General features: G+C 63.9%; 18 protein-coding genes. 5 read left to right on the top strand and 13 right to left on the bottom strand.

The features are described from left to right. Positions 1-70: 70 nt before the first annotated feature. Complete coding sequence (gene galU, locus QM672_RS02520; protein ID WP_367626289.1) at positions 71-946, bottom strand: UTP--glucose-1-phosphate uridylyltransferase GalU; 876 nt, start codon at positions 944-946, stop codon at positions 71-73. 391 nt (positions 947-1,337) lie between these two features. Here galU and QM672_RS02515 point away from each other — a divergent pair, with 391 nt between their 5' ends. Beyond that, a complete protein-coding gene (locus QM672_RS02515) occupies positions 1,338-4,220 on the top strand; it encodes an EAL domain-containing protein (protein ID WP_415080727.1) in 2,883 nt (960 codons plus the stop codon). Positions 4,221-4,287: 67 nt separating this feature from the next. Next, the gene (locus QM672_RS02510; protein ID WP_367626290.1) at positions 4,288-4,908 is read left to right on the top strand and encodes a transposase; all 621 of its coding nucleotides are present in this window, start codon (positions 4,288-4,290) and stop codon (positions 4,906-4,908) included. A gap of 84 nt (positions 4,909-4,992) precedes the next feature. Here QM672_RS02510 and QM672_RS02505 read toward each other — a convergent pair whose 3' ends face one another. Next, on the bottom strand, positions 4,993-5,604 hold the full coding sequence (locus QM672_RS02505) for a YqgE/AlgH family protein (protein ID WP_105862609.1): 612 nt from the start codon (positions 5,602-5,604) through the stop codon (positions 4,993-4,995). A gap of 172 nt (positions 5,605-5,776) precedes the next feature. On the opposite strand from QM672_RS02505, the gene QM672_RS02500 reads away from it, so the two are divergent. The 3 genes from QM672_RS02500 to QM672_RS02490 all read left to right on the top strand — a co-directional run bounded on the left by QM672_RS02500 (position 5,777) and on the right by QM672_RS02490 (position 7,938). Further along, the gene (locus QM672_RS02500) at positions 5,777-6,616 is read left to right on the top strand and encodes a protein-disulfide reductase DsbD domain-containing protein (protein WP_415080523.1); all 840 of its coding nucleotides are present in this window, start codon (positions 5,777-5,779) and stop codon (positions 6,614-6,616) included. Positions 6,617-6,712: 96 nt separating this feature from the next. Continuing rightward, positions 6,713-7,195 (top strand): peroxiredoxin, encoded by a 483-nt coding sequence (locus tag QM672_RS02495; protein WP_311941411.1) that lies wholly within the window; start codon positions 6,713-6,715, stop codon positions 7,193-7,195. A 194-nt stretch (positions 7,196-7,389) separates the two neighbouring features. Next, entirely contained in the window at positions 7,390-7,938 is a 549-nt protein-coding gene (locus QM672_RS02490; protein ID WP_415080522.1) for a YcxB family protein, read from the top strand. A gap of 56 nt (positions 7,939-7,994) precedes the next feature. Here the strand turns inward: QM672_RS02490 and rnhA are convergent, their stop codons facing one another. From rnhA to QM672_RS02435, 11 genes are all read right to left on the bottom strand, one after another. Then, positions 7,995-8,480 carry a ribonuclease HI gene (gene rnhA, locus QM672_RS02485; protein ID WP_311941419.1) on the bottom strand — a complete coding sequence of 162 codons (486 nt, stop codon included), beginning with the start codon at positions 8,478-8,480 and terminating at the stop codon, positions 7,995-7,997. Further along, complete coding sequence (locus QM672_RS02480) at positions 8,477-9,442, bottom strand: homoserine kinase (RefSeq protein ID WP_367626294.1); 966 nt, start codon at positions 9,440-9,442, stop codon at positions 8,477-8,479. The genes rnhA and QM672_RS02480 overlap by 4 nt, the downstream gene beginning before the upstream one ends. Beyond that, positions 9,442-10,431 carry a 4-hydroxy-3-methylbut-2-enyl diphosphate reductase gene (ispH, locus tag QM672_RS02475; RefSeq protein WP_367626325.1) on the bottom strand — a complete coding sequence of 330 codons (990 nt, stop codon included), beginning with the start codon at positions 10,429-10,431 and terminating at the stop codon, positions 9,442-9,444. The genes QM672_RS02480 and ispH overlap by 1 nt, the downstream gene beginning before the upstream one ends. A 62-nt stretch (positions 10,432-10,493) precedes the next feature. Continuing rightward, the gene (locus QM672_RS02470; protein WP_415080521.1) at positions 10,494-11,129 is read right to left on the bottom strand and encodes a response regulator transcription factor; all 636 of its coding nucleotides are present in this window, start codon (positions 11,127-11,129) and stop codon (positions 10,494-10,496) included. Positions 11,130-11,133: 4 nt separating this feature from the next. Beyond that, on the bottom strand, positions 11,134-12,204 hold the full coding sequence (locus QM672_RS02465) for a sensor histidine kinase (protein WP_311941427.1): 1,071 nt from the start codon (positions 12,202-12,204) through the stop codon (positions 11,134-11,136). A 75-nt stretch (positions 12,205-12,279) separates the two neighbouring features. Further along, entirely contained in the window at positions 12,280-12,549 is a 270-nt protein-coding gene (locus tag QM672_RS02460) for a hypothetical protein (RefSeq protein ID WP_311941430.1), read from the bottom strand. Positions 12,550-12,648: 99 nt separating this feature from the next. Continuing rightward, entirely contained in the window at positions 12,649-13,983 is a 1,335-nt protein-coding gene (locus QM672_RS02455; RefSeq protein WP_415080520.1) for an AAA-associated domain-containing protein, read from the bottom strand. A gap of 18 nt (positions 13,984-14,001) precedes the next feature. Continuing rightward, positions 14,002-15,753 carry an ABC transporter permease gene (locus QM672_RS02450; RefSeq protein ID WP_415080519.1) on the bottom strand — a complete coding sequence of 584 codons (1,752 nt, stop codon included), beginning with the start codon at positions 15,751-15,753 and terminating at the stop codon, positions 14,002-14,004. Between the two features lie 85 nt (positions 15,754-15,838). Next, positions 15,839-16,159, bottom strand: a complete 321-nt coding sequence (locus QM672_RS02445; RefSeq protein ID WP_311941435.1) for a hypothetical protein — start codon at positions 16,157-16,159, stop codon at positions 15,839-15,841. A 585-nt stretch (positions 16,160-16,744) separates the two neighbouring features. Beyond that, on the bottom strand, positions 16,745-17,542 hold the full coding sequence (locus QM672_RS02440) for an ATP-binding cassette domain-containing protein (RefSeq protein WP_311944682.1): 798 nt from the start codon (positions 17,540-17,542) through the stop codon (positions 16,745-16,747). Further along, the gene (locus QM672_RS02435) at positions 17,542-18,528 is read right to left on the bottom strand and encodes an ABC transporter permease (RefSeq protein ID WP_068291578.1); all 987 of its coding nucleotides are present in this window, start codon (positions 18,526-18,528) and stop codon (positions 17,542-17,544) included. Before QM672_RS02435 ends, QM672_RS02440 begins: the two co-directional genes overlap by 1 nt. Positions 18,529-18,616 lie beyond the last annotated feature (88 nt).

Genomic DNA, 18,616 nt, shown 5'->3' with positions numbered 1-18,616 from the left:
GAAGGCGCATTGCCATGTCCGCGCCCAGAAAAATGGCCCGGTTTCCCGGGCCATTTCATCCAGAACCTTGTCAGCCCAGCAGGGCCTTCAACTCGGCCCTCAGTTCGTCACCGAGGCCCTCGCGTTCCAGCGCATAGGCGACATTGGCGGTCAGGAAGCCGATCTTCATGCCGGTGTCGTAGATGCGGCCCTTGAACACCGAGCCGTAGAATTTCTGCCCCTGGGCGAGCTTGAGCATGGAATCGGTGAGCTGGATCTCGCCGCCCGCGCCGCGTTCCTGCTTTTCCAGGAGATCGAAGATCTCCGGCTGCAGGATGTAGCGGCCGGAGACCGCCAGATTGGAGGGCGCCGTGCCCTTCTTGGGCTTTTCGACCATCTGGGTGATCTCGAAGGCATTGCCGCCGACGCTTTCGCCCTTGCCGACGATGCCATATTGATGGGTCTGGTCTTCCGGCGCCTCGAACACGGCGATGTGGTTGCCGCCGACCTTGTCATAGGCATCGACCATCTCCGCAAGGCACCCCTTGCCCTTGCCGTGATGCAGCATGTCGGGCAGCAGCAGGGCGAAAGGCTCGCGCCCGACGATCTCCCGCGCGCACCAGACGGCATGGCCGAGGCCGAGCGGGGCCTGCTGGCGCGTGAAGCTGGTCTGGCCCGCTGCCGGCAGCGAACGCTGCAATTCCTCATAGGCTTCCATCTTGCCGCGCTCCTTGAGCGTGGCGTCGAGTTCATAAGCGATATCGAAATGATCCTCGATCACGCCCTTGTTGCGGCCGGTCACGAAGATGAAGTGCTCGATGCCGGCTTCGCGGGCTTCGTCCACCACGTGCTGGATGACAGGCTTGTCCACCACGGTGAGCATCTCCTTGGGCACCGACTTCGTGGCAGGCAGAAAGCGCGTGCCGAGGCCGGCGACGGGAAATACAGCTTTGCGAATGCGCGTCATAGGAATCCTTTGATCGGTGCCCTTGGGGAAGGTTGGTTGTTCTTATTGCCCCCTCGGATGAAGGAACGGTTTATGCAAGCCTACTCAGAGTCTGGCCCTGCAGCAATCTCAGCCTTGCCAGCTTTGAACGTCAAAAATGAGGTCACGGCGAAATCGCCGGTAACACCCGGCCTACACCGGCTCGGCTTGCACGATGATGACGCTGGACGGAGCTGCGGGCACTCAATCTCTATTCCGCCAACAGGAATCCGACCGGGGCAGCTTGCCCAATTTCGCATTGCTGGCTACTGCTTCTCGACACAATTGAGTGGCAGGTGGGCAGGCCCTTCGAAGTGAGATGAACCAGGACCGTCGCAAGGGGGCGCCGGGAAGCCTGGCTGGAGATCGTATGTTGCAGTTCATTCGCGTCGTCGCAGCCTCCATGGTCATGATGCTCGTCATGGCAATGGTCGGCGGCGTTGCGCATGCCCTGGAGCCGGTGGACGTCAACGGCGAGGTCGACGCCATCGATCTCCTGCCCGCTGTCGAAAGCTATTCCAGCCAGGGCGACCGCATCCAGATCCAGACCGCCCCGGGCGCCGACGGCATCGTGCGCCGCATCGAAGTGCGTTCGAAGCAGCCGGGAACCAATCCGCACTGGATCGTGTTCGCCCTCGCCAACACCACCGACGAGCAGATCGACCGCATCGTGGTGGCACCGCATTTCCGCCTGGTCGGTTCCGGCCTGGTCTGGCCGGATCTCGGTGCCTCCCGCATCGCGGAAATCACGCCCAGCCAGGGCTTCCAGCCCGAGCGGCAGGAGGATGACGACGCCGATGTCTTCCGGGTGACGCTCGATCCGGGCTCGCGCGTGACCTTCGTGGCCGAATTGCGCACCTCCAAGCTGCCCCAGCTCTTCCTGTGGGATCCCGACGCCTACAAGGACAAGGTCAACTCGCTTACCCTCTACAAGGGTATCGTGCTCGGCATTGCCGGCCTGCTCGCTTTGTTTCTCACCATCGCCTTCGTGGTGAAGGGCACGGCGATGTTTCCAGCCGCCGCGGCGCTGGCCTGGGCGGTGCTGGCCTATCTCGCCATCGATTTCGGCTTCCTGCACAAATTCCTCGCCATTCCCCCGGATGGAGACAGGGTGTGGCGCGCGGGCGCGGAAGCGGTGTTCTCGGCGACGCTCCTGGTCTTCCTGTTCGCCTATCTCAATCTCAACCGCTGGCATGTGCGCTATTCCGTGGTCTCGGCGCTCTGGCTCACCGCCCTTGCCGCCCTCGTCGGCCTTGCGGTGATCAACGCCCCCGTCGCCGCCGGCGTCGCCCGCATTTCCATCGCCACTCTGGCCGTCGTCGGCCTCTTGATCATCCTGCTGCTGGCCTTCTACGGCTATGACCGGGCCGTGATGCTGATACCCACCTGGACGTTGCTGCTCGGCTGGGTGGCGGCGGCGGGATTGACCATCATGGGCCATCTCACCAACGACCTGGTGCAGCCGGCCCTCACCGGCGGCCTGGTGCTGGTGGTGATGCTGATCGGCTTCACGGTGATGCAACACGCCTTTGCCGGCAGTGCCTTCGCACCCGGCCTGATGACCGATACCGAACGCAAGGCCCTCGCCCTCACCGGCTCCGGCGACGTGGTCTGGGACTGGGACGTGCCGGCCGATCGCATCTATGTCAGCCCCGAGGCCGACCAGTTGCTCGGCGTTGCCCCCGGCGCCCTCGACGGGCCTGCCGCCGAATGGCTCGAGCTCGTCCATATCTTCGACCGCGACCGCTTCCGTACTGCTCTCGACGCGGTGATCGACCAGCGCCGCGGCCGCGTCAGCCTGGATTTCCGCATCCGGGCCGCCGACGGCCATTATATGTGGCTCAACCTCAAGGCCCGGCCCGTGGTGGGCTCGGACGGCGAAGTGGTACGCTGCGTCGGCACCGTCTCCGATGTCACCGAACAGAAGACGGCCGAGGAGCGCCTGCTGCACGATGCCGTCAGGGACAATCTGACCGGCCTGCCCAACCGGGAGCTGTTCACCGATCGGCTGGAAGCGGCGTTGGTCCAGGCCAAGCAGGACGGCACCACCAAGCCGACGGTACTGATCCTCGATCTCGACCGCTACAAGCAGGTCAACGACGCCGTCGGCCATTCCGTCGGCGATTCGATCCTGCTGACGGTGTCGCGCCGCCTCTCGCGCCTGATGAAGCCCCGCGACAGCGTCTGTCGCATCTTCGGCGATCAGTTCGGCGTGCTTCTGCTGTCGGAACCCGATCCGGAACGGATCTCGGCCTTCGCCGAGTCGATCCGTCGCTCGCTGCGCGCCCCCATCGCCGTGGCCGACCGCGAGATCTTCCTCACCGCCTCGGTCGGCGTGGCGATGTACGATCCCCAGGCCCCGGTCAAGGCGGACGAACTGATCAAGGACGCCGAGATCGCCATGTACAACGCCAAGAAGATCGGCGGCGATCGCATCGAGATCTTCCGGTCGGCCATGCGGGTCGAGCGGCCGGACCGCTCCTCCCTGGAGGCCGACCTCAGAAGGGCGATCGAACGCGACGAGCTCAAGGTGCTGTTCCAGCCGGTGGTACGCCTGCAGGATCGCACCATTGCCGGCTTCGAGGCGATCGTGCGCTGGGAGCATCCCAAGCTCGGTCGCCTGCCGCCGGGCGAATTCAACGCCATGGCCGAGGAGACGGGGCTGATCGTCGATGTCGGCCTGTTCGTGCTCGACCGCACCGCCCGCCAGCTGTCGATCTGGCAGCGCCTCGTCGAGGTCGAGCCGCCCTTGTTCGGCATGGTCAACATCTCCAGCCGGCAATTGCTGCGCCAGGACCTCGTCCAGGACATCAAGGCGGTGATGGCGCGGGCCGGCATCGAGCGCGGTTCGCTCAAGCTCGAGGTCTCCGAGAGCCTGGTGATGGAAAATCCCGAATATGCCGCGCAGATCCTGGCCCAGCTCAGCGATCTCGGCGTCGGCCTGGCCATGGACGGCTTCGGCACCGGCTATTCCAGCCTGTCCTACCTCCAACGCTTCCCCTTCGACATGCTCAAGATCGATCCGAGCTTCGTCAAGGAAGGCGAGCGCGGCCGGCCGGTGATCCTGCGCTCGATCATCGCCATGGCGGGCGACCTCGGCATGGAGATCATCGCCGACGGTGCCGAGGCCGATAGCGATGCCGCCGAACTCGGTGAGCTCGGCTGCCAGTTCGCCCAGGGCGAGGCCTTCGGCGATCCCGTCACGGCGGAGGAAGCCCGCAGGCTGATCGCCGGCCCGGTGCGGCTGCGGGCGTGACCTGGAGCGCGGACATCCTGTCCGCTCTTGAAACCTGCCCCTTGCAGGACGTTTCGAGGGAACCGCCATGGTGGAGAAGAAACACCCGCTGCGGCCACAAGTGGAGTGGCATTCCCGAGGATATCTCCCGCATTGGGAAGCTGGCGAGCATCCACAAAGCATCACCTTCCGTCTCGCGGATTCCCTGCCTAGCGAGCTGCTGAGCCGTTGGGCGCGGGATCTGAAGGAGTCCGACCCCGAACTCGATTCAACCGAGCAGCGCCGGCGCTATGAGGAAGCGCTTGACAAGGGCCATGGGGAAGCTTTGCTCGCGCAGCCCGATGCCGGCTCGATCGTGCAAGCAGCTCTGCTTCATTTCGATGGGGTACGATATCGTCTCCACGCCTGGAGCATCATGCCCAACCACGTTCATGTACTCGCCACACCGCTTGTACCGCATGCGCTATCGGCCATCATTCACTCGTGGAAATCTTTTACGGCACTTCAGATCAATCGCGCCTTAGGACGGCAGGGAATGCTGTGGTTTCCTGAATATTTTGATCGTCGGATCAGAGATGAGGGCCACTTTCAACGCGCGCTTTACTACATCGAGACCAATGCGGTAAGCGCCGGTTTGTGTGCCCGGGCCGAGGACTGGCCTCATTCGAGTGCAGCGTGCATAAGGGGAAGTAATGAAGTCGAGTTGTGAGGCACGACCAAAGACGTTCGGCAATCACAGATTTAGTGGAACCGATTGAGGATCAAGAGCGGACAGGATGTCCGCGCTCCTCGCCTACGCGTGCCCCGCATCCCGCGAGAACAGGCCGGGCTCGATGCCAAGCTTGCGCAGCGCCCGCGTATATTTGGTGTCGACCTGGTCGTCGAACAGCAGCCCCGGATCGGCATCGCAATGCAGCCAGCCATTGGCCTGGATCTCGCGCTCGAGCTGCCCGGCGCCCCAGCCGGCATAGCCCAGCGCCAACAAGGCCTGTTCCGGCCCCTCGCCGATGGCGATGCTGCGCAGAATGTCGAGCGTCGCGGTCAGGCAGATATTGTCTTCGATCGGCATGGTCGAATTGTCGATGAAGACATCGTTGGTATGGAGCACGAATCCCCTGCCGGATTCGACCGGGCCGCCATTGACGATGCGGATCGGCGCGCCCCTCGGTTGACGCATGTCCGAGACGCCGTCAATGACGCCGAGCTGCTTGAGGAGGTCGGGAAAGCGGATATTCTTGGCCGGCTGGTTGACTACGATGCCCATGGCACCGTCGGACGAATGCGCACAGATATAGATCACCGTGCGCGCGAAGCGCTCATCCTGCATGGACGGCGTAGCCACGAGCATCTTGCCGTCCAGGAAACCGCCGGATGAATCGCTGCCAAATGGAATGTACCCTGTCATGGACATGATCGTGCCGCATCGTATCGGCTTTGTTAAGGCATAAATTTGGCCAACCTTGGCGAAGCGCCGACGGTAGGCTTCACAAGAGTGTCACGCCTTCGTGCATGGCGCTATTGACCATTCGCAGTTATCCGTCTGCCGAGACCCTTGTTTGGAGCCGCAAGCTATCCGAATGTCCAGCCGTCCTGTCCTTGCCATACTCGCCGGGTGCCTCGCCTTGTGTGCCCTGCCGGCCCTGGCCGGCTCCCCCAGCCAGTCCGATCCAAATCAGGCGGACCCGCACGCCGTCATCCAGCTGCTTGCCGGCCAGGCACATCCGGAAGGCCTGGCAGGCCTGGAGATCCAGCTCGCGCCGGGCTGGAAGACCTATTGGCGCAATCCGGGCGATGCCGGCATTCCTCCGACTTTCGACTGGTCCAAGTCGGAGAATCTGCGCGAAGTGACGGTGCTCTGGCCGGCGCCGAGCCGCTACGACCAGGAGGGCGCATCGTCGGCCGTCTATCACGATCAGGTCGTGCTGCCCCTCAAGATCAGCGCGATCGATCCGTCCAAGCCCGTCAAGCTGGCACTCGGCCTCGACTATGCCGCCTGCAAGACGATCTGCGTCCCGGCCAAGGGCAGCGCCGACGTCGTCCTCTCCCCGGGCGCGGTGACGGGAGGGGAAGGCAGCGCCGAGATCGCACAGGCCCTGAAGAAAGTACCGGTATCGCAAGAGATCGGCGCCACGGCTCCCCTCGCCATCAAGCAGATCCGCCTGGACACCGCGACCAATCCGGCTCGCCTGACCATCGATGTCAGCACCCCCTCCGCCTCCGCCCTGTTCGTCGAAGGGCCGATGAAGTGGTACCTGCCGATGCCGGAGCCGGCCGACAAGGCGGACAAGGCCAATCCCCAGAGCTTCGTGCTGCCGCTCGAGGGACTGCCCAAAGGCGCGACCCTCGCCGGAAACGAACTGCGCTTCACGCTCTCGACTGGCGAGGCCGGCGTCGAAAGCCTATATCGGTTGCCGTAGACTCTCGTCATGGCTACTGACCGGCCATCCCGATCGCGCGCAGGCGCAAGGGGTGACAGGGCAGCGTTCGCCATGGCGTCACCAATGGAGATATCAGTGACGATCAAGCCCGGCGACAAACTCCCCGATGTGACGTTCCGCGCGGTGACGCAGGACATGCCCGAACCCAAGAGCACGGCCGACGTCTTCGGCGGCAAGAAGGTGGTGCTGTTCGCCGTTCCCGGCGCCTTCACCCCCACCTGCCACCGCAACCATCTGCCGGGCTATCTGGAACATTACGATGCCTTCAAGGCCAAGGGCGTGGACACGGTGGCCGTGACGGCCGTCAACGACGCCTTCGTCATGCAGGCCTGGGCCAAGGCCACGGGCGGCCTGGGCAAGATCGAATTCCTCGCCGATGGCAGCGGCGATTTCGCCAAGGCGATCGGCATGGAGCTCGATCGCGTCGCCGCGGGCCTGGGCGTGCGCTCGCAGCGCTATGCCATGCTGGTGGAAGATGGCGTCGTGAAGGTCCTCAACCTCGACGATGGCGGCAAGCTCGACATTTCCGGCGCCGACACGCTGCTCAAGGCGCTCTGATTAGGAGGGCTGGTCTTCGGACCAGCCCCTTTCATACGACCTGGCTTGATCATGCCATGAGCAAGAACGGTCGGCGTCCAAACGGGCTATCCCGGGAGTTTGGCAACAAATTCCAGAGAGGTGAATCAGATCAACGCTCTGCTACCATACATTCTGAGGAGTGTTAGATTCGCTCCATATGGCATGGGTTATCAATGAGCGATATCCAGAGATCTGTTGAATTAGACGTCACCAAAGATGAGTTTAAATCTTTCGCGAGGTTGATTTATAGATATCACCTTAGAAGATTTTGGTTTAAGTCTAACTTAATATTAGCGATTTGGCTCACCGCCCTTTTTGCCACCCAACTTCCCGATGTCAAATGGTCATTTGGACTAACATCCAGTCAAGTTCTATGCGTTACATTAGCGTTAATCGCTTTTTTGTGGCCAATTTTAAACTACCTAATATTTATACCAATTGCTGTAGATAAAGAATACAAATATAGAAAGGATTTAAAATCTACCTGTTCGATGTCATGGTCCGAAGACGGTATTAAAACAACTTCCGATCGTGGATCATGGATCACATACTGGAGTGATTACATCGGATGGATGGATAACAAGAAAGTGACGGTATTCTTCATGTCACCTAATATGAGAACCGTGATTCCAAAAAGAATATTTTCCAATGAAACTCAACTGAATGATTTTCGTCAGTGCCTTGTTAATGTCCTAGGAAATCGGCAAGGGCTGCGACCATAGAGCTTGGAAAACGGGTACACCCTTGCGTCTTGAGCGCGCACGTAGTCCCCAGCATCTCACGACAGCGCCGCCGCCCTGTCCCGCTTTTCCTGCTGATAGGGCGCCATGCCCTCGCGCGCCAGCCGGTCGGCCTCCTCGTTGAGCGGGTGGCCGGCATGGCCCTTCACCCAATGGAACTCGACGTCATGGCGCTCCAGCGCCGCGTCGAGGCGGCGCCAAAGGTCCTCGTTCTTCACCGGCTTCTTGTCGGCGGTGCGCCAGCCATTGCGCTTCCAGCCATGGATCCAGCCGGTGATGCCGTTCTTGACATATTGGCTGTCCGTATGCAGGTCGACAGCACAGCCGCGCGTCAAAGCTTCCAGCCCCTCGATCGCCGCCTGCAGTTCCATGCGGTTGTTGGTGGTCTCCAGAGCACCGCCGCACAAGGTCTTGCGATGCTCGCCGAACATCAGGATGGCACCCCAACCGCCGGGGCCGGGATTGCCCGAGCAGGCGCCATCGGTATAGAGCGTCACCCGCTTTGCCGTCCCTTGGACCGTCATAGGTCGAACCCGTATTCGGCCGGGCTGGCGACGCGCTGGTGGAAGCGCAGCTTCTTCCAATATTCCAGCGGATCCTTCGGCTTCACCAGGGCGCCGGGCGGCACGTTGAGCCAGTCGACCAGGCGCGTCAGCATGAAGCGCAGCGCCGAGCCCCGGGCCAGCACCGGCATGGCTGCCATCTCGGCGTCCGAGAGCGGCCTGACGGCGCGATAGCCGGCCAGGAGCGCCCTGCCCTTGGTGGCGTTGTAGGCGTGGTCGGGCTCGAAGCACCAGGCATTCAGGCAGATCGCGACGTCATAGGCGAGAATGTCGGTGCAGGCGAAATAGAAGTCGATCAGGCCCGAAAGCCGCCCGTTCAGGAAGAAGACATTGTCGGGGAAGAGGTCGGCGTGGATGACGCCCGTCGGCAAGCCTTGCGGCCAATGGGCGCGATGAAAGGCGAGTTCCTCGGCGATGGCGGCATCGAGCCCGGCCTGCACGCTGTCGGCCCGGCCATCCGCCTGACTGTAGAGCGTCTCCCAGCCGGCGAGAGACAAGGCGTTGGGCCGCTCCATCGGAAAGCCCAGCGTGGCATTGTGCATGGCGGCGAGCGCGCGGCCGACGGCACCGCAATGCTCGACATTCGGTTTCTTGATCCAGACGCCTTCCAGGAAGCTGATCAGCGCGGCAGGCCGCCCGGCGAGTTCCCCCAGCACCTTGCCGTTCCGCCGCCGGATCGGGGTCGGGCAGGTCACGCCGCTTGCGGAAAGATGCTCCATCAGGGCCATGAAGAAGGGCAGGTCATCCCGCCTCACCCGCTTTTCATAGAGGGTGAGGATATAGGCGCCCTTTTCGGTGCGCAGGATGTAATTGGTGTTCTCGACGCCCTCGGCGATGCCCTTGCAGGCCAGTACCCCACCGATATCGTATTCGGCGACGAAACAGGCGAGATCCTCGTCATTGACTTCGGTGTAAACAGCCATCAGCGGGCAACATCTTCTGCAATTTTGCGCATGTCGTTCTCCCTCAGATCCTTCGGCAGCGGGAAGAACACGCTTTCATCGGCGGTCGAGACCGTCTCCACGGTGATGGCATAGCGCTCCGCAAAGGCGTCGAGGATTTCCTCGACCAGGATTTCCGGTGCAGAGGCGCCGGCGGCGACACCCAGGGACTTCAATGCACCGAACCGGTTCCAGTCGATATCGGAGGCGCGCTGCACCAGTTCCGAGATGAGGCAGCCCGAGCGCTCGGCCACTTCGCGCAGGCGCTGCGAATTGGAGGAGTTCGGCGCACCGACCACGATGAAGGCCTCCACCCGCGGCGCCACCGCCTTGACCGCTTCCTGGCGATTGGTGGTGGCGTAGCAGATGTCTTCCTTGTGGGGCCCGACGATCGAGGGGAAACGGACCTTCAGCGCCTCAACGATGTCGCGCGTATCGTCGACCGACAACGTGGTTTGCGTCACATAGGCAAGCGCATCCGGATTGGACGGCGTGAAAGCCGCGACATCGGCAACCGTCTCGATCAGGCTGACGGCGCCGTCCGGCAGCTGCCCCATCGTGCCGATGACCTCGGGATGACCCCGATGCCCGACCAGCACGATCTCGCGCCCGCGCTTGTGGTGGATCTCGGCCTCGCGATGCACCTTGGTCACCAGCGGGCAGGTGGCGTCGATGGCAAACAGATTGCGGCTTGCGGCGGCTGACGGCACCGATTTGGCGACGCCATGGGCCGAAAAGATCACCGGCGCACGCGTCTCGGGCACCTCGTCGAGCTCCTCGACGAAGATCGCGCCCTTCGACTTGAGATTCTCGACCACATATTTGTTGTGCACGATCTCATGGCGCACATAGACCGGCGGGCCATAGATCTTCAAGGCCTGCTCGACGGCGTCGATCGCCCGCACCACCCCGGCGCAGAAACCGCGGGGCGAGCAGAGCAGAATGGTGAGGGCGGGTTTTTCAGCAATCATCTCGGCCCGGATATGGGGCTGAGCCGCAAGGCCCGTCAAGCGCTTTGGCGACATCGCCGTCGCTATCCCCGCCCTGCCGGCTTGGCGGGCAGCCCGAGGCGGTCCGCCATGCGGATGAGATCGGCCAGCGTATTGGCCTGCATCTTGCGCATGACCTGGCCGCGATGGATCTTCACGGTGATCTCGCTCAGTTCCAGTTCGGCGGCCGTCTGTTTGTTGAGAAGCCCCTGCACCACCAGCGCCATCACCTCCTGCTGGCGCGGTGACAGGGCGGCGTAGCGGTTGCGCAGATCCTCCCCCAGGGCCGTCTCGACACTCTCCGCGCGGCTTTTTTCCAGGCACGCCGCCACGGCATCGAGAAGATCCTGCTCGCGGAAGGGTTTGAGCAGGAATTCCATGGCTCCGGCCTTGATGGCCCGCACCGACATCGGCACGTCGCCATGACCGGTGAGGAAGACGATCGGAATGGCATCTCCTGCGCCGGCCAGTTCGGTCTGGAAGTCGAGCCCGCTCTGTCCCGGCATGCGCACGTCGAGCACCAGGCAGGACGCTCCCTCCGAGCGCCGACACTGCATGAACTCGCGGGGCGAGGCGAAGCAGCGGACGCGATAGCCGACCGATCTCAGCAAGCTGTCCAGCCCATCCCTGACCATGGGATCGTCATCCACCACATAGACGGTCGCGATTTCTTCCGACATGGGTCTAATCCTTGCGTCCGCGCTCTCGCGCCAGCGGCAGCGTGAAGCGAAAAATGCTGCCGTGCGGCATAGCGGCCCGGGCCTCTATACTCCCGCCATGCGCCTCGACGATGGAACGGCTGATGGCCAATCCAATGCCCATACCGTCCTCCTTGGTGGTAAAAAAGGGATCGAAGACATGCTCTATCGCCTGTGGCGACAGGCCAGGGCCGGTATCGGTGACGGCAATGGTGACCTCCCTGTCGTCGGCTGAGGTGTTGACCGTTATCTCCCGGTTTCCCTGTTTCGTTTCCACCGCCGCCTCGACGGCATTGGCGACGAGGTTGAGCAGGACCTGCTGCAATTGAACCCGATCGCCCATCACCGGCAGCAGGCCATGCAGCAATTCGGTCCGCAGCAGGATGGCATTCGCACGCAGCTTGCCCCGCATCAGGGCCAATGTCTCGTCGATCACTTCGACCATGTCGACGGGTTCGCGCGAGGGCGGGGCGCGGCGTACCAGGCGGCGCACCCGCTCCACCACCTCGCCAGCCCGTTCGGCGGCTTCCACGATCCGATTGAGGGCATGCCGAGCCTCGTCCTGATTGGGGGGCGAGGCGGAAAGCCAGCGCAGCGCGGCATTGCTGCTGGCACCGATGGCGGCCAGGGGCTGACTGACCTCATGAGCAATGGAGGCGGTGAGCTCGCCCAGCATGGTGATGCGCGAGATACGGGCAAGGTCGGCCTCGGCACGGCGCACGGCGAGATCGGCAAGCTCGATCCGGATGGCAAGATAGGTGGTCGCGCCGATAGCCACCAGGCTGAGGGAGCTGTTGGCGATACCCGCCTCGGTATCGCCCCTCACCGTCATGAAGAAGCTGAGCACGGTCAGGAGGCTGCAGGCCAATCCGACGATCAGCACGGTCCGCGGCCGCCCCGTCCACACCGAGATCAGCACCACGACGACATGCAGCACGGCAACGGCGATTTCCAGATCGGTGACGGTGTCCGCCACGAAAATGAGCAAGGCCAGCCCGGCCATGGCGAGCCACAGCAGCGGCATGTCGATGGTCGATCCCAGGCGTTCGCGTTTCACCAACTGCGTTCCCCGTCATGGAAGGGCTGTCCCACATCCTTGCCGCCATCCACGCCAAGCCTGCGAGCGCGTCCCTCAGGCGCGATGGCGGGAATACCGCCGCAGATGTCGGCGCAACAGCACCACGCCCACCTTGTTGAGGCCTGCGGCCATGCGAAGCAAGCCTTGCGTCTCCGGCGGCAGCAATTGCCTGCGAAGGAAAAGGCGGCGCGTGAGCCAGGACAGGCCGTCGGCGCCCGACAGGACGAGGCCGATGGCGAGCAACGATGCCCTGTTTTCGACCCGGCCGCCCGCCTTCTGCAGCGCGATGATGGTCCGCGCGAGTTCTTGATTGTCCCGGAGCATGTTTCACCTGCCTTCGCCATGAAGGATGGCAAGGCTCCCGCCGGCGCCGGTGGCGGGAGCACGACCACGATATCGACGATCACCAAGCGCTCGAGGCGTTCAGCTCGGGTTCTCCAGCGTGAAGAGATCCGCCGCCTCGTCATAGGCGAAATATTCGGCGTAGCGGGCGAGGCTGATCACGGACCGCACGGTACCGGCCGCATAGTCCTCCGACATGTGGTCCTCGAGCTCGTCGCGAAAGCGGCGGGCCGGCGCCTGATGGCTCGGCCTTTCGTCGAGGATGCGGCGAATATGGGCCGCCAGCGGCACATAGGTCGCCAATTGCTGTGCAAACTGGCGTTTGCGCTCGTCCACCTCGCTTTCGGCGAAGCGCTTCCCCGCCGCGGTAAGGCGGATGTCGCCGCCCTCCAGCTCGGCAAAACGCAGCAGCTGCAGGGTCTCGGCTACCGGGAAGAGTTCGTCGATCTCGAGATGCAGGCCGGCAGCCAAGGGCGGCAGGTCGGCCTTGCCGTGATAGGGAGCCGCCGCCACCGCCTCGATCAGGCCGGCGAGTTCGTTGGAGGAAACCTTGGGCAGCACCATGGCGATGCCCGTGCCGGGGAAGAGGCCGTCCCGCGCCGGAGCCGAACCAGGACGTGCGGTCATGCGGGCGTAGATGTCCTCCACCAGGGCCCGGAAGGCCGGATCGAGCCGGTTGCGCGGCTGTGGCAGGTCGACGCGGACTTCTCCGATCACCCGGCCCGGATTGGAGCCGAAGATCAGGATGCGGTCGCACATCAGCACCGCCTCCTCGATATTGTGGGTGACCATCAGGATCGCCTCGATCGGCATGCGGCCTTCGCACCACAGATCGAGCAGGTCCGTGCGCAGGGTCTCGGCGGTGAGCACGTCGAGGGCCGAGAAGGGTTCATCCATCAAGAGGAGCTTGGGATGCACCACCAGAGCGCGGGCCAGGCCGACGCGCTGGCGCATGCCGCCCGACAGTTCCTTGGGATAGGCGTTCTCATAGCCGTCGAGCCCGATGAGGTCGATCGCGGCCAGGGCCCGCTTGCGGCGTTCTGCCGGCAGGACACCCTGCGCCTCGAGCCCGAGCTCGACATTCTGCTGCACGGTGAGCCAGGGAAACAGGGCAAAGCTCTGGAACACCAGCGAAATGCCGCCGCGGGTGCCGCTGACGGGCTCGCCCTGGAAGGAGACACTGCCTTCGCTGGGCCGGATCAGGCCGGCGATCGCGCGGAGCAGAGTCGACTTGCCGGAGCCGGAGCGGCCGAGCAGGCCGACGATTTCGCCGGCCCGCAGCGTGAGATCGACCCTGTCGAGCACGACCAGCGGGCTCGACCCACCCTTGTCATAGGTCTGGCGCACGCCGAGGACGGACACCAGCGGGGCATCCTTGATGGTGACGGGGGCATTCATGGTGACGGGAGCGTTCATGGCGAGATCTCCAGGCGATCAGTCGAGGCGCAGGCGGCGTTCCGCGAACACATAGAGCGGGCGCCACAGCAGGCGGTTGAACAAGGTGACGAAGAGCGACATCACGGCGATGCCGAGCACGACGCGCGGAAAGTCTCCCGCCTCCGTCGCCCTGGCGATGTAGGAGCCGAGGCCGTGGGCCTCGAGCCTGGTATTTCCCCAGCTCACGAGTTCGGCGACGATGCTGGCGTTCCAGGAGCCGCCCGAGGCCGTGAGGGCGCCGGTCACGTAATAGGGAAAGATCCCCGGCAGGATCACCCGGCGCCACCAGGTCCAGGACCGGATCTGGTAGATCGAGGCCGCTTCCCTGAGATCGGTGGGAAAGGCGCCGGCACCGGCAATGACGTTGAACAGGATGTACCACTGCGTCCCCAGCACCATCAGGGGCGACAGCCAGATGTCGGGACTTGCCCCCGTCGCGACGATGGCGATGACGGCAAAGGGAAACAGCACGTTCGCCGGGAAGGCGGCCAGAAACTGGGCCAGGGGCTGAACCCGCTCGGCCAGGGCCGGGCGCAGGCCGATCAGCACGCCGATCGGCACCCAGATCAGGCTTGCCACCGCGATGAGGACGATGACGCGCAATAGCGTCGCGAGGCCGCCGCCCAGCGCTTCGAACGCGTCGCTCCAGGACAGGCTCTGGCGCATATAGGCGATCGCCAAGAAGATCCCCCAGGCCGTGACAGCGAGCACCAGGCCAAGCCAGAGGCGATCGATCAAAGGCGAGGTCGCCCGTCCGGGCCGAAAGGATGCCTTGCCCGATCGTCCGATGCGCACCAGCATCAGGCGCTGCCAGATCCAGGCCAGCGGCGCGATCAGCCGCTTCATCAGCCTGGTATGGCGGATGAGGTCGTAGACCCAGGAGCGCGGCCTTTGCTGGCTGGCCGTCTGCTCGACGCGGAACTTGTCGGCCCAGGCGACCACCGGCCGGAACAGGAGCTGATCGTAGAGCACGATCAGGATGCCCATCGCCGCCACGGCCCAGCCGACCGCGACGAAGTTCTTCTGGTCGATGGCGAGCGCCAGGAAGGAGCCGATGCCGGGAAGCTGCACGGTGGTATTGCCCACCGTGATCGCCTCGGAGGCGACCACGAAGAACCAGCCGCCGGACATGGACATCATGGTGTTCCAGATCAGACCCGGCGCCGCGAACGGCGCCTCCAGGCGCCAGAAGCGCTGCCAGCCGGACAGCCTGAAGCCGCGGCTGACCTCGTCCAGGTCTCCAGGCACCGTGCGCAGGGACTGGTAGAAGGAAAAGGCCATGTTCCAGGCCTGGCTGGTGAAGATCGCGAAGATCGAGGCGCATTCCGCTCCGAGCTGGCTGCCGGGAAACAGGCCCATGAAGAAGGTGACGGTGAAGGTCAGGAAGCCGAGCACCGGAACCGACTGCAGGATGTCGAGGGCCGGGATGATGATCAGCTCGGCCCGCCGGCTCTTGGCCGCGAGCGTGGCCACCACGAAGGTAAAGACCAGCGAGGCGATGATGGCGGCAAACATGCGCAGCGTGGTGCGAAGCGCATATTCCGGCAGGCGGGCCGGATCGAGCGAGACCGGGGCCCCTGAGAGGGCGTCGAGCGGTGTCCGCATCGCAACAGCGCCATGCAGCACCAGGGCAATGAGCGCGATCACTAGCCCGCAGGCAATCAGATCGTAGAGATTGGGCAGGAGGCGCCCGCGGGCGAAAGCCGCGACGGAGCGCTGACCGGAACGGTCATGGGGCAGGAAAACCATGGCGAACCTCGTGGGAGGGCAAGGTCGGAAAAGGCAGGATGCTGGGAAAAAGGCGAGCTCTTGCAGGGCCCGCACCGAGAGACACTCAGCGCGAGCCGACGGCCGTTCCGGCGCATTTCGAACAAGGGGGGTAGAAAGCGTCCGTCTCTTCACCGGCGTCGGACAGGCGCCAGCGGCATTCGAGCCGACCCGTGTCCGGGTTCAGGTGCCAGGCTGCCCGGAGACAACCGCGGATCGTGCCGGGTTGTCGTTCCATCCGATCAGACCGGAAAGAGGCATCCGATGGCGTGAGCGATGCGTCGGGCGCGGTTGTACGGGCCTTGGCCCGGAAGGCAAGGATGACGACGCCGCGAACAGGCGGCGTGACGGCCGTGACACGGCCGCGGAACGGAATGACGTTGTTCATGTTTCACCTCGTCGGGCCGCCTTTGGCCAGACCCGCGAGGCAAGACGGCGCGGACTTAAGGCCGGCCGGTCATAGCCCGGCGCGCGAGACCGCCGGCGTTCCAGATCGATGGCGCACCCCTCCGGCGACGGCTGGGAGCCGAAGCCGGACGGCTACTGCGATCGTTGTCCATGTGCTTCCACAGCTGATTGTTCGGGTGTTATCCAAGGTGTCGGGCACCGCGGATACAGAGCCCTTCTGTCATTGCCCCAAAGCGGGGTCAACCGTGCCTTGGTGTGTGAAGACCATACCTTGGTATGGGGACGTCGGCGCTGACTGGGCGGGGCGGCAACGCTCGACAGGCAGCTTATCCAATAGTCTCATCCACGCCGGCACACATGCCACGTTGGTAAGAAAAGGCGCCGGCATCCGTCCCCGAAGTTGGGAACGGATGCCGGCGCCTTGTACTGGCAATACTGAGATGTGTGCAGCGGATAACCGCGCAGTGGAGAAGACAAATCGTTCCTCGCTCCGCCCCGTCTCAGGCCAAGACAGGCGACAAGTTCCGACCACGACGTACGATCCGGAAGCACCTCTTTGATGGCATCACCCCTGACCGCGCTTTTCGAAATCCTCGACCTTGGCCGCGCCGGTCATGATGGCCACCACGTCGGCCATCGAATGGGTCTTGGGACTTACCACGGCGGCCCGGCGGCCCAGTCGCATGATGTGGATACGGTCGGCGAGTTCGAACACATTGGGCATGTTGTGGCTGATCAGCACGACGGGCAGGCCACGGTCACGGATGGTGCGGATCAGTTCCAGCACCTGGCCGGTCTCGCGCACGCCGAGCGCCGCCGTCGGCTCGTCCATGATCGCCAGCTTCTTGGCGAACAAGGCGGCTCTCGCCACCGCCACGCCCTGGCGCTGGCCGCCCGAGAGAGCCTCCACCGCGTTGTGGATCGACGGCAGCCGGAATTTCAGTTCCGCCATGGCCTTGCGCGCTTCCTCGCGCATGCGTGCCTTGTCGAGGCGCCGAAACACTGTCCCGAACACGCCGGGCATGCGCAATTCACGCCCCAGGAAGAGGTTCGAGGAAATGTCGAGGGCGGGTGCCACCGCCAGATCCTGGTAGACGGTCTCTATGCCGCGATGGCGGGCATCGAGCGGCCCCTTGAAATGCACGGGCTGGCCATCGAGCAGGATTTCGCCGCTGTCCGGCTTGAGGGCTCCGGTCAGTGCCTTGATCAGGGAGCTCTTGCCAGCGCCGTTGTCGCCAACGACAGCGAGAATCTCACCTTTGCGCAGCTCGAAATCCACCCCGTCCAACGCCGTGACATGGCCATAGCGCTTGATGACGTTGCGGGCCTCGAGGATGACCTCGGAAGAAGCGGATGCGGTCATCAGCGCCTCCCGCGCGAAAGCTGGTCGAAGGCCACCGCCACGATCACCAATATGCCCGTGATCAAGTCCTGCCAGAGCGGATCGATGCCGGCGAGCGTCAGACCGTTGCGCAGCACGCCCACGATCAGCGCGCCGATCAGCGTGCCGACGAGGCCACCGCGGCCGCCGAACAGCGAGGTACCGCCGATCACCACGGCGGTGATCGAGTCGAGATTGGCCGTCTGCAGCGAATTGGGATCGGCATTGGGAATGCGGCCGAGCGCCAGCCAGGCGGCGATGCCATAGAGCAGGCCGGCGAGCACGTAGACCGAAAGCAGATGCCGCCTGACGGGAATGCCGACCAGCCGCGCCGCCTCGGGATTGTTGCCGATGGCATAGACGTGACGGCCCCATTTGGTCTGGTTCAGCAGATACCAGACCAAGGCATAGAGCAGCAGCATGGCGAGGACGCCATAGGTGACCACGAAGCCGCCGATGAGTTCGCCATTGCCGGTCCAGCTCAGGAATTCGTCATCGACCGGAAAGGCACCGCCGGCGGAGATCAGGCGCAGGGCAGCCGTGATGATGCCGAGCGTGCCGAGCGTGACGATGAAGGGCGGCAGCTTCAGCCCGCTGATCAGGCCGCCGGCCACGGTGCCCGACAGGGTGCAGAGCACGATCGCCACGCCCATGGACAGCACGGGATCATAGCCGAGTGCCGCCATCTTGCCGGCGATGATGGTGCCGAGCACGCAGATCGCCCCGACGGCGAGGTCGATGCCCGCGGTCAGGATGATCAGGGTCTGGCCGATCGCCAGCGTGCCGACCACCACGGTCTGCTGCAGGATCAGCGAGATGTTCTGCAGGGCAAGGAAACGCTCGTTGATGCTGGCAAAGATGACGCAGAACAGCGCCAATACCAGGAAGGGCCCTGCCGAAGGCACCGCGAAGATGCGCGCCAGCAGGCTGCGCTTCTCTTCAGGTGCGGGAACCGTGGTCGTGCTCATACGATCCTCGACGATATCGAGAAAAGCTCGGCCTTTGTCATGCCCGGGCTAGTCCCGGGCATCCAGATACCGCAACCCAGCGAGATTG

Source organism: Labrys sp. (in: a-proteobacteria) (assembly GCF_047605565.1).
In the GTDB taxonomy this organism is placed as follows: Bacteria; Pseudomonadota; Alphaproteobacteria; order Rhizobiales; family Labraceae; genus Labrys; species Labrys neptuniae.
The sequence above is the reverse complement of the archived record's forward strand: the minus strand, read 5'-3'. Positions and strand labels throughout refer to the sequence as shown.

Coding starts and splice junctions, on each gene's coding strand:
- galU (WP_367626289.1), bottom strand. CDS start 946: ATGACGCGCATTCGCAAAGCTGTATTTCCCGTCGCCGGCCTCGGCACG.
- QM672_RS02510 (WP_367626290.1), top strand. CDS start 4,288: ATGGTGGAGAAGAAACACCCGCTGCGGCCACAAGTGGAGTGGCATTCC.
- QM672_RS02505 (WP_105862609.1), bottom strand. CDS start 5,604: ATGACAGGGTACATTCCATTTGGCAGCGATTCATCCGGCGGTTTCCTG.
- QM672_RS02500 (WP_415080523.1), top strand. CDS start 5,777: ATGTCCAGCCGTCCTGTCCTTGCCATACTCGCCGGGTGCCTCGCCTTG.
- QM672_RS02490 (WP_415080522.1), top strand. CDS start 7,390: ATGAGCGATATCCAGAGATCTGTTGAATTAGACGTCACCAAAGATGAG.
- rnhA (WP_311941419.1), bottom strand. CDS start 8,480: ATGACGGTCCAAGGGACGGCAAAGCGGGTGACGCTCTATACCGATGGC.
- QM672_RS02480 (WP_367626294.1), bottom strand. CDS start 9,442: ATGGCTGTTTACACCGAAGTCAATGACGAGGATCTCGCCTGTTTCGTC.
- ispH (WP_367626325.1), bottom strand. CDS start 10,431: ATGATTGCTGAAAAACCCGCCCTCACCATTCTGCTCTGCTCGCCCCGC.
- QM672_RS02470 (WP_415080521.1), bottom strand. CDS start 11,129: ATGTCGGAAGAAATCGCGACCGTCTATGTGGTGGATGACGATCCCATG.
- QM672_RS02460 (WP_311941430.1), bottom strand. CDS start 12,549: ATGCTCCGGGACAATCAAGAACTCGCGCGGACCATCATCGCGCTGCAG.
- QM672_RS02455 (WP_415080520.1), bottom strand. CDS start 13,983: ATGAACGCTCCCGTCACCATGAATGCCCCCGTCACCATCAAGGATGCC.
- QM672_RS02450 (WP_415080519.1), bottom strand. CDS start 15,753: ATGGTTTTCCTGCCCCATGACCGTTCCGGTCAGCGCTCCGTCGCGGCT.
- QM672_RS02445 (WP_311941435.1), bottom strand. CDS start 16,159: ATGAACAACGTCATTCCGTTCCGCGGCCGTGTCACGGCCGTCACGCCG.
- QM672_RS02440 (WP_311944682.1), bottom strand. CDS start 17,542: ATGACCGCATCCGCTTCTTCCGAGGTCATCCTCGAGGCCCGCAACGTC.
- QM672_RS02435 (WP_068291578.1), bottom strand. CDS start 18,528: ATGAGCACGACCACGGTTCCCGCACCTGAAGAGAAGCGCAGCCTGCTG.